The following is a 9,561-nucleotide window of genomic DNA, read 5'->3' as shown; positions in this document are numbered from 1 at the left end:
TGCAACATCTCAATATTTCTATGTTTAAAGCTTCTGCAATTTGGTTAAACTTCAAATTGAGCAATGCATCTCATTTGGAAAATGTACCCCTAACTAAAACTGAAATTGTGAATACTTGAAAGGGAATTGGTCTTTGGTGATTTTTTTTAGCCAGTGACTTATATGAATTTGCAATTTGTAGTTAGTAAAATCATATTTACTCCGGTTATTTAGTGTTTAAGTTTTCTGTCTAATTTTAGATAATTGGTATATGTTATCTAACTAAGTAGTATCCTTTAAAGTCTAAAACACAGAGTAGTGATAAACTTTTTTGGAAATATTTATTATTTAAGACTATGTTTCAAGCTCATAGAATGAAAATAAAAAGTCTTGGAATGCAGTCTTTTATAAACATATAGATTTGCCTCTAAGTGTAATCACTCCTAGAGGCAAATACAGTATCCACTGGAACCTTTACTAACTTGGATAGACACCCAGGTTAATTTTTTTAGGACTTTGTGTCTTCTAGTTAGTAAAATTAACAGTTAATATCAAGCACGACTAAATAAAGCTAGTTCTTCTGTCTGAGAAGGAACTATTCCAAGTTTAGTTTCATGCTCATTATCTGTTTTATATGCTTGTTCAACAGATATATCTGTCGATTCTTCTTCAGGAACGTCCACATTGAGAACAGTAGTAGGTGCGTTTGTCAGAAACTGAACTCCAGAAGCAACTTCACGATATGGACGATTGAGAAGGTAGTTCAACAATGCGTCACGTTGTTGCTCAGTGATGAGATATACTTTTTGTTTAACTTTTGTCATAGATTTCTACCTGTTGAACCTAATCAATTGAACTGGGTGGAGAGGTATAATCAAAATACCCTTTCTTCTGTGCAAAGTATTTCACACATACAAAGATGTTGTAATCAGTAAAATAACGTAGGTTTTAAAGGAGCACACACAAACAAAAGCCTTAGCAAAGCTCGCCTACGGCTTTAATGGTGGAAAGCTGAGTTTTGCGGAAGAAAATGGCAAACGATAGTTAGATCGCCTGGGACTATTGCTCAAAGTGGTTGTGAGTGAGTGCTTGCAGCGTATGCTTTGATGGAAGGAACTGCTGGAGGAATGGCCAGAGTTGAATGGCGCTAATAAAAGCTCTAAACTATGGAGAATAAGGGTTATAGCTTTTAATGCCATTGAGCAGTAATTAGATGCGTCAGGCGATCGCGGTTTGATGTGTAACTGTAACCATAAGTTTACCGGAGTAATATCTGAAAAGTAGATTATTACGTTTAGTAGCTAAGTAGAAAAAGTTGATCCCAGACTTTTCGGCTTCAAGTGCTTCTTGCTTGATCATTTGGATATAAAATTTTCTGTCAACACCACCAATAACCAAACCATAAATAAAGTTTTCAATCCAACCCTAGTTTCATCCTGACAAAGATAATAAATGCGCTTTCCTTGTACTAGATGTTTTTCTAGCTGATTGATGATGATACCGAGTTTTTTTTAACTCAGATACTAACTTTTCATCCTGCTTATTGCTTTGAGGACGTGGTACTTTTAGTTTTACCCAAACATCGATATTGAACCAACGCATAAACCGTTGCATATTCAATATCTTGCCCATGTTCTTGTTTCAACCATTTGTCCACTTTTGAGCCACCACAACATAATAAGTTTTTCTTTCTGGCTTCCCAAGTTGACTATTTACAAACGTTTTTTTAGTTCCTCTTGACTATCTGCAATTTCAATCTTAAATGGACGGCTCATAGGGATTGAAAGTTATCAATTTTGTTTCTCTCTATGTATATGTAGCTTCATATTAAATTGGTATAAGACAATCAGGAAACAGTTAAAAAAACATCCCATTCTTGTGGGACGCTGCGCGTTCATGTAAGCGTCCCGCAGGGTACGTAGGGGTGCAAGACCTTGCACCCCTACAAATATACAAATAATTTGGGATAATTTATTTTTTACAACTCTCTAAGGATAATCTTCTTACTCATGTCGAAAGCCTTTGTTACTGAGTTTGAGGTTGTTTACTGTTGCTGATTGCCATGTCTACGTCGGGCTACGCCTACGCACTAAGGTTGACACGATAAGTAGCGATCGCATCTCCAGAAAACTTGCTACATCTACAATACTTCCTATATTTGCTTGTATGCTTTAGCCCAAAGTTTGGTCTGAATCAAGTTCCCACTGATGTTTGAGCAATTCTTGGTAAGTCGTTTCCCGAATTATCATCTGCTTATAAAGCATGAGCAAAAACTCTTGAGCTTGTTCACGGGACATCTGCTGCACTTGGTCTGCAAAAGTTCTAAGGCTAAATTCTTGTTCTAAAGATAATGTAATAGGTTGATTCATCACAGGCTAATCGCCCAACTAGGCGAAAACTAAAAGGTCAATGTTGGCAATATCGAGAAGAAGCGTTCATACCTAGCTGCTGTAGTAACTTATCGAGGTATTAGGCCTCTACTTAGCAGTGCTACACCAAAATATGATCTTCTGTTAATAATTATAACAAAATATTTACAAAGCTGAGATAATGGTCGATTAATGCTCTGATATGTTTTGCTCATTGATACCTCAGATATGGTGGTGACGTTCATCAGTCCGCCCCAACCAAATGTGATACCAATTCACGAAAATCCTGATACATATAGATTTATCGTAGGGGCATGGCAAAGACAAGCCCTTACCAGCGTATTTGTATCAAATTTGGGATAACTTATTTTTTGCAAGCCCCTAAAGTTGCTTAGTTTGGGGTTTTTGAAAGCATTTTTGACATCTGCTTGCGGCAGGCGATCGCCTAATTTGGCATCTTACCTGATAAATTCCTTAGTAAAGTACTCGTATTTTCCACAAAATTGCTGTATTCTATTTGTCCTGTCCAATTTTTAAGCACCAACTGCATCGCAATTTTTCAGCATCAGAGCGATACTTTCTCTTTTTTACCCAATTCCTTTTGACACCTTTTATGGATATGAAACTCATTAAAAAATCTCAAAACCTTACTCTGAGACAGATGAAATAAATCGAAGCAGCGGAAGATGAACTTCTTCAAGCTGAGAATGCTGAGAGTGTTGATTTTCCACCTACTGTCGTTGAGGAACTACCAATAATCATTTCAGACTCAAGAGAACCTGACTATATTCCATTCGTTGATAATCCTCAAGTACACTCTGTTGGCAACTCTGGCTGGCAGATTTCAGATATTTGGAGAGATATTAGGGTAGATGATTTTTGTGGGTGATAGGCAGTTGGCTTCGTGAATTTGAATTTGGGAACCAATGGTTCCCATTTGATCTTTTATAGTCGAAGCTGCGCGAATGGCACTGTCAAGAAAAGCGATCGCCCAACTTAAGGCTGCTGCTTAAAACCAGCAATTGTTTACGATCCCCAAATTTAGCATTAGCCTTTGAAAATGATGTCGTACAGTGACAGCAGAATCTCTACCACAATCAAAATCACCACATACCACTCTACTCGCTGACTACTGCTATGCTGCATGAACTCCAGCACCGTTTGTGCAGTTTGGGAAATTAGCTCTAGTTTACGTTCTAGGGCATTGTGACGCTCACGAATTTCGTATTCATCCTCCAAGCGCAGATACAAGTTTTCTAGCTGTGGGGATTCCCAAAGCAACTCTGGCTTATCGATAATTTCTACTCGACCCACAATCTTGTGTTGAACTAATAGGGTAGTCCCAAGTTGGCGCAGTAATTCCCGGCTCTGGCGTCTACTTCTATTTGCACGCTGGAGACTAGCTGCAAACGGTTCAATTTGATCAAATACAGTCGCTAGGCTGGTTTCATAATGAGACAGTACAACACTCTTGGCGAGAATATCAGCCACTATCTGCAAGCGTTCTACACTAAATTCATGCAGTAAAATTTTTCCTTCTTTAACTCGCTCACTCTCGACAAAATTGAGATGAATTTCCACCTCTTCTGTTTCCGGGTCGGTAAAAGAGTCACTAACCTGAGAGGATAGTTTGGTCAAGAAGTCTACTTTTTCTACAGGCTCAACGTTAAACAGGACAACTGCACCATACGCCAGCAGCACTGCACAGCCGTGTTCACCTACTGTAACGATTACTGGCATAGTTGCCAAGCAAACGTAATTCTCTAATGTCTGTAACTTAATGTTCTTACCAAGGAATAGGGCTTGCGCTCTAAATCTATCTATGTGATTAAAAAGGAGTTTTTGCATTGTCGCTCTAGAGCTATGTTCTGCCTGCTGAACTGCGGAAGTAGCGATCGCAACTGATGCCTGTTCTTGGAACTCACTACAACCTCAGCTTACCAATAAATCTACCCAGCACTACTACTAGTAGTCTGCTAATTCAAAAATGCTGAGTGAGGACTGGGGAAAGGGGAAAGGAGAAAGGGTAAGGGATTTAAACCCTTTCCCCCTTTCCCCTTACCCTTTACCCCGCCAAGTAGGGACTTCCAAATCAAAAAATATCCAATTGCTGTGGTAGCAGTTCTTGAGCGAGGTAGCAGAAAAAGAACAATTTGCAATCTAATATTTTGCTTTGCCTCCCCAGTCCCCACTACCCTTAAAGGCTCAACTACGGCAATATTAACCTTGCCACCATATCAACAAGTAGAAACGCCATATATCCTTTGATACTAGATAGATAGCTATCTATGGTATAGAAATGTATAGAATCTTGTAAAGATATAAAATATAGTTGTTAAATGCACACATTTCTAGCTTCTTCCTCAATGCAGCTGTCTGTACCACCAAATCACTTTCAGCCTATGAAGATTGTCGCACTGGGGGACAGCTTAATTTATGGATTCGGCGATCCTGAAAAAGGAGGCTGGATCGAGCAGCTACGGCGGTGGTGGATGTTGCCGGATAGTGCCGGTCATATTCTTTATAATTTAGGGGTAAGAGGCGATCGCACGCAACAAGTAGCACAAAGGCTAGAAGTTGAATTTCGCCACCGGGGTGAACTCCGAAATCGTGTTCCCGACTTGATTATTTTATCCGTAGGCGTGAATGACTCAGCCCGGTTAGCGCGTCCCGATGGCCGAAGTTACACAGATTTTAGCTTATTTGAAAAAGAAATTGCTTCTCTGCTAGATTTAGCACAGCAACTCTGCCCTGTGTTATTCGTAGGCATGGTGCCAGTAGATGAAGCCAAGATGCCATTTTTAGATTGTTTTTACTATAATCATGCCGACCAATACCGCTACAAAGAAGCAACTCGAATTGCTTGCACCAAAAGGCAGATTCCCTATTTAGATATTTTTGAGCAATGGATGGAACGCGGCGAGAATTGGCGGCTCAAACGCTTGAGTGAAGATGGTCTTCATCCCAACACACTAGGTTATCAAGCTTTGTTAGAGGATGTAATCAATTGGGATGCTATACCTTTCGTGGGTTTTGCCAAGGCAGCTTACCATTCTTAAGGACTCCTAACTCAGCACTGTTATGACACCAACTTTATTTGGTCGCTGGCAAACTCGATTATTATTACTTGCAACTGTCGGTATACTCGTATCTTTGCCTTTTGCAATGGGTTGGATTGGCCCTGGTGCTAGCTCGGTTTATTTCTGGATACTTAGTTATATTGCCATCTTTGGCTTAGGCTGGGATGTGCTTTATGACTATCTCCAGAAATACCGTTGGGATAGAGATTGGCCAGCAATTTATCAACTCTTAGCTGGTATATGGGAATTGGTGTTTGTGTTTTGTGGAGTCAAACTATTTGGCTTTTTACCAATACCTTTAGCAAAAGAGGAACTTTCCCCAGGAGCTTTTTTGTTGCACTATAGCATCGTGTGGCTAGCAGTTTTTATTACTTCCCAAAGCCTGATGCGGATTATCTTCCTCCGTTGGCGTTTTCGGGGTGGAGAATGGTTGTAATACTTTAATCCCTCAAAACTAACCGCTCTCTAATTGAGGCTCATCGAATACCAAAGTGCAATTTCCTGCGAGAGGAAATGTTCAAGCATACTGCGGAGTATGTTTTTGGCAATGCACCGACGGATACCCAAGCGATGTTGAAAGTCAGGGAATTACCCGACCCGCCGCTTTGACTTGCGATCAGTGCCAACGCGCTTCCAGAAACTTTCCTCGGAGTAGCGATCGCTAACTCTTCTAGACACACTATATCCATTATGTCAAGCAAGCCTGCGCTTTTATTAATCAGCAAATAGGCGAACTTGAACCAAAAACCCATACGCAATCGCAGAATTTTCGACAATCCTGATGAAGTCTACAGAAAAGATGGAATAACATTTGTGTGTGCTTCAACAAATTGTGTATGAAAGTTGAAAATGACGATATGGCAATCTCTAATATCCTCAAAGAACCACAGCTTTTGCGTCTGAGTCGCTTGTTTGGTGGACTGCGTGGCGATTTTACCGGAGGACTAACAGCAGCAGTGGTAGCATTGCCTTTGGCTTTAGCCTTTGCGGTGGCCAGTGGTGTGGAACCAAAGGCGGGACTTTACACCGCGATTGTGGCGGGAATTGTCGCGGCAATTTTTGGTGGTTCGTCAGTACAGATTACAGGGCCAACAGGTGCAATGGCTGTGGTTTTGGTGGGAATTGTCGCCAAGTACGGTCTTGAGAAAGTTTGGATTGCTGGGGTGATGGCTGGGATTATCCAGATTGCCTTGGGGGTTGCCAAACTTGGACAGTTAGTAAAGTTTATTCCCTATCCAGTGACGGCAGGTTTTACTAATGGTATTGCCGTGATTATTTTTTGTGGTCAGTTAAATAATTTCTTTGGTTTAAAATTACCACGTAGTGAACATTTTTTGCCGGGACTTTGGCAAAGTATAACTCATGTAGAAGCTCTAAACTGGGCAGCAGTTGCCTTAGCAGTTGTGGTAATTGCCACCAATCTTTTGTGGCCCAGGATTAATACAACAATACCAGGTTCTTTAGTGGGGCTGGTATTAGCAACAGCGATCGCTTCTTCTTTCCATCTAAATGTACCCACAATTGGCACTATTCCTCAATCTTTACCAATACCTCAAGGTATTCCCCACTGGAATGATTTTGGTTTAATTCGAGAACTAATTAATCCAGCTTTAGCTTTAGCTGCACTGGGGAGTATTGAATCGTTGCTATCGGCGGTTGTCGCTGATGGGATGACAGTCAGCGAGAAACATAATAGCGATCGCGAATTAATTGGTCAAGGCTTGGCTAATATGATTGTGCCATTTTTTGGGGGCATACCCGCCACAGGTGCGATCGCTCGAACTGCTGTGAATGTCCGTTCTGGCGGTAAAACCCGACTATCTGGAGTAATTCACGGCGTTGCCTTAGCCATAATCGTTTTAACTTTAGCACCCCTAGCAGCACAGATTCCTTTAGCAGCACTTGCTGGCATTCTGATGGTGGTTAGCCTGCGGATGATTGAATGGGAAGCCATTGGTTTATTGATGCGTGCTACCTACTCTGACTTTGCTGTGATGATTCTCACTTGGCTAGTGACAATCTTGTTTGATTTAGTTCTCGCCGTTGAAGTGGGATTGATTGCAGCTGGAGCCTTGTTCATCAAACGGATGAGCGATTTAAGCTTAGTTAAAATACCTGAAACCGAAGTATTTCCCCCTGGTACTCCTCTAGAATTAGGTAAAGAGATTGCCGTTTATCGGGTAGATGGCCCCGTATTTTTTGGCGCTGCTGAACGGTTTGCTACCTTCCTCCGCGATGAACCGGAAGTGAAGTATTTAATTCTGCGGTTGCGGTTTGTGCCAAATATGGACACAACTGGGTTAGTAGCTTTAGAAGATATTTATCATGACTTGGAACGGCACAATTGCCGCTTAATTCTCACAGGTTTACAATCCGAAGTCAAACAATTATTAGAACGAACAGGATTGTTAAAAACAATTGGCTTATCAAATTGTTTTGAAACAACCACAGAGGCAATTTGCTCTATCTCTCCTCAGATTGCATGTTCTCAACCTGTAGCGGCTGATTTGAAAACTAAAGAGTTGATGGAATTAAATGACTGATAATATTTTGCTTTTAGGGAGTTCCAGTTAAAAAAATATCCCGTCGTAGGGGCGCAAGGCATTGCGCCCCTACAAATCTATAAATAATTTGGGATAATTTATTTTTTGCAAGTCCGTTAAGAGAATGCTCGCTCTGGTGAAATTATTTAGACTGGCTTTAACTTTAAGCTGATAGCAATGTACGCTTACAGCTAGCTGTGTTAATCTACCCGTGTAGCTTATGCAAACAAGAATCGTTACAAGTGGTTTTCTGTTGGTATTTGAGATATTCTTGGCGGCTAGCGTTCAACATCAGTTAATATGACTAATTGCACTCTGGCTTCAGGTTTAAAATTTACAGTAATGTTTGATGCTTAACTTGTAATTATGCTAACCAGTGTTGACCGTTTATTATTTGTCCGGCGAGTCCCCATTTTTAAGGAATTGCGGGATGATTTTGTTGTGCGGCTCACTTCAGTAATGAACGAATTGTCATTTCCAGCTAATTACACCATCTTTCGGCAGGGAGAAGAAGGGCGATCGCTCTATATTGTGGTGTCAGGCCGAGTTAAAGTTCACATTGGGAATAAACAGCTAGCAGAGGTGGAACAGGGAAAATACTTTGGTGAGATGGCAGTATTTGATACTCAACCTCGTTCTGCTAGTGCAACAACTCTAGAACCTTGTGAATTTTTAGAACTGACGCAAGAGCAACTTTATGATGCGATCGAAGAAACTCCCGAAATTGCGGTGAATATCATTCGTGAGTTATCTAGGCTGATTCGCAGATTAAATGACGATATGAATGTAACCTCATTGCGAAGTTAAAAATCAATTCAATTTTCAACAATCGAGAGTAAATAAGACGAAAATAAATGTAGAAATCGGCTTTAGAACCGAGGATAGGCTCACGTCTACAATTCTCTAGCGATCGCCGAAACTCAATGACGCTTTGCTTATCCACACTAAAGCTTCTGAGAAACTTCATCTTTAGACAAATGAGGTACACCAGTAGGTTAGTACAGCATAAGTGAGGCAAATGAATGTTTACCAAAATTTCCCTTGGTATTGTTGCATTGCTGGCGATCGCACTTATAGTATTAGTCATCATCAGCGTCAGGAACGAACAGGAAGTTGATAGAATCTGGCGATCGCTAGAATCGTCACCAACAGGCGATCGTTTTAGTGAAGATATGATTGCCGACTTACCTCCTCCTGTGCAGCGCTACTTTTTGCATAGTATTGCACCATCAACACATCTTGCTACCTCTGTCAACTTGGAAATGAGTGGCAGTTTTCGGATGGCACAAGATAAACCGTGGATACCAATGCAAGCCAAACAAATTATCTCAGCGTCGAAAGGATTTGTTTGGAAACCAGTTATTGGTAGCGGTTGGTTTAAATTTATGGGGGCTGATTACTATGCAAACAAATCTGGTCGAATGCGCTTTTCTCTTTGGGGACTAATCCCGTTAGTAAATGCCCACAGTGTTGATATTAAGCTGTTCCACATCTAATTTGCATAAAATGTAAATTAAATAAACTCGTGGACTTACTGCTATGCCAGCCAAAGGATACTTAAGTAAATTACAGAAAGAGAATTTACAAAAA

At 40.7% G+C, this 9,561-nt stretch carries 10 protein-coding genes; 6 read left to right on the top strand and 4 right to left on the bottom strand.

The window, feature by feature from the left end:
- Window positions 1-530: 530 nt before the first annotated feature.
- The 3 genes from H6G97_RS23025 to H6G97_RS23015 form a co-directional block, all read right to left on the bottom strand.
- On the bottom strand, window positions 531-803 hold the full coding sequence (locus H6G97_RS23025) for a hypothetical protein (RefSeq protein WP_190942965.1): 273 nt from the start codon (window positions 801-803) through the stop codon (window positions 531-533).
- A 394-nt stretch (window positions 804-1,197) separates the two neighbouring features.
- Entirely contained in the window at window positions 1,198-1,338 is a 141-nt protein-coding gene (locus tag H6G97_RS23020; RefSeq protein WP_190942964.1) for a hypothetical protein, read from the bottom strand.
- Between the two features lie 812 nt (window positions 1,339-2,150).
- Window positions 2,151-2,348 (bottom strand): NblA/ycf18 family protein, encoded by a 198-nt coding sequence (locus tag H6G97_RS23015; protein ID WP_190942963.1) that lies wholly within the window; start codon window positions 2,346-2,348, stop codon window positions 2,151-2,153.
- 670 nt (window positions 2,349-3,018) lie between these two features.
- Here H6G97_RS23015 and H6G97_RS52815 point away from each other — a divergent pair.
- Window positions 3,019-3,237 carry a hypothetical protein gene (locus H6G97_RS52815; protein WP_338421829.1) on the top strand — a complete coding sequence of 73 codons (219 nt, stop codon included), beginning with the start codon at window positions 3,019-3,021 and terminating at the stop codon, window positions 3,235-3,237.
- Between the two features lie 158 nt (window positions 3,238-3,395).
- Here the strand turns inward: H6G97_RS52815 and H6G97_RS23010 are convergent, their stop codons facing one another.
- Window positions 3,396-4,196: an RMD1 family protein gene (locus tag H6G97_RS23010; RefSeq protein ID WP_190942962.1), complete on the bottom strand. Its 801-nt coding sequence runs from the start codon at window positions 4,194-4,196 to the stop codon at window positions 3,396-3,398.
- Between the two features lie 491 nt (window positions 4,197-4,687).
- Between H6G97_RS23010 and H6G97_RS23005 the strand changes: the two genes are divergently transcribed.
- The 5 genes from H6G97_RS23005 to H6G97_RS22985 all read left to right on the top strand — a co-directional run bounded on the left by H6G97_RS23005 (window position 4,688) and on the right by H6G97_RS22985 (window position 9,467).
- Window positions 4,688-5,407, top strand: coding sequence for a GDSL-type esterase/lipase family protein (locus tag H6G97_RS23005; protein ID WP_190942961.1), 720 nt, complete (start codon window positions 4,688-4,690; stop codon window positions 5,405-5,407).
- A gap of 22 nt (window positions 5,408-5,429) precedes the next feature.
- Window positions 5,430-5,864: a hypothetical protein gene (locus H6G97_RS23000; RefSeq protein WP_190942960.1), complete on the top strand. Its 435-nt coding sequence runs from the start codon at window positions 5,430-5,432 to the stop codon at window positions 5,862-5,864.
- Window positions 5,865-6,285: 421 nt separating this feature from the next.
- A complete protein-coding gene (locus tag H6G97_RS22995) occupies window positions 6,286-7,971 on the top strand; it encodes a SulP family inorganic anion transporter (protein ID WP_190942968.1) in 1,686 nt (561 codons plus the stop codon).
- Window positions 7,972-8,337: 366 nt separating this feature from the next.
- Window positions 8,338-8,778 (top strand): Crp/Fnr family transcriptional regulator, encoded by a 441-nt coding sequence (locus tag H6G97_RS22990; RefSeq protein ID WP_190942959.1) that lies wholly within the window; start codon window positions 8,338-8,340, stop codon window positions 8,776-8,778.
- 215 nt (window positions 8,779-8,993) lie between these two features.
- On the top strand, window positions 8,994-9,467 hold the full coding sequence (locus H6G97_RS22985) for a DUF6544 family protein (protein WP_242055129.1): 474 nt from the start codon (window positions 8,994-8,996) through the stop codon (window positions 9,465-9,467).
- Window positions 9,468-9,561: the final 94 nt, after the last annotated feature.

Source organism: Nostoc flagelliforme FACHB-838, from assembly GCF_014698065.1.
Taxonomy (GTDB): Bacteria; Cyanobacteriota; Cyanobacteriia; order Cyanobacteriales; family Nostocaceae; genus Nostoc; species Nostoc flagelliforme_B.
Note: the sequence above shows the minus strand (reverse complement) of the source record. Positions and strands in the feature narration are given on the sequence as shown.

Coding starts and splice junctions, on each gene's coding strand:
- H6G97_RS23025 (WP_190942965.1), bottom strand. CDS start 803: ATGACAAAAGTTAAACAAAAAGTATATCTCATCACTGAGCAACAACGT.
- H6G97_RS23020 (WP_190942964.1), bottom strand. CDS start 1,338: ATGATCAAGCAAGAAGCACTTGAAGCCGAAAAGTCTGGGATCAACTTT.
- H6G97_RS23010 (WP_190942962.1), bottom strand. CDS start 4,196: ATGCAAAAACTCCTTTTTAATCACATAGATAGATTTAGAGCGCAAGCC.
- H6G97_RS23000 (WP_190942960.1), top strand. CDS start 5,430: ATGACACCAACTTTATTTGGTCGCTGGCAAACTCGATTATTATTACTT.
- H6G97_RS22985 (WP_242055129.1), top strand. CDS start 8,994: ATGTTTACCAAAATTTCCCTTGGTATTGTTGCATTGCTGGCGATCGCA.
- H6G97_RS23005 (WP_190942961.1), top strand. CDS start 4,688: ATGCACACATTTCTAGCTTCTTCCTCAATGCAGCTGTCTGTACCACCA.
- H6G97_RS22995 (WP_190942968.1), top strand. CDS start 6,286: ATGGCAATCTCTAATATCCTCAAAGAACCACAGCTTTTGCGTCTGAGT.
- H6G97_RS23015 (WP_190942963.1), bottom strand. CDS start 2,348: ATGAATCAACCTATTACATTATCTTTAGAACAAGAATTTAGCCTTAGA.
- H6G97_RS22990 (WP_190942959.1), top strand. CDS start 8,338: ATGCTAACCAGTGTTGACCGTTTATTATTTGTCCGGCGAGTCCCCATT.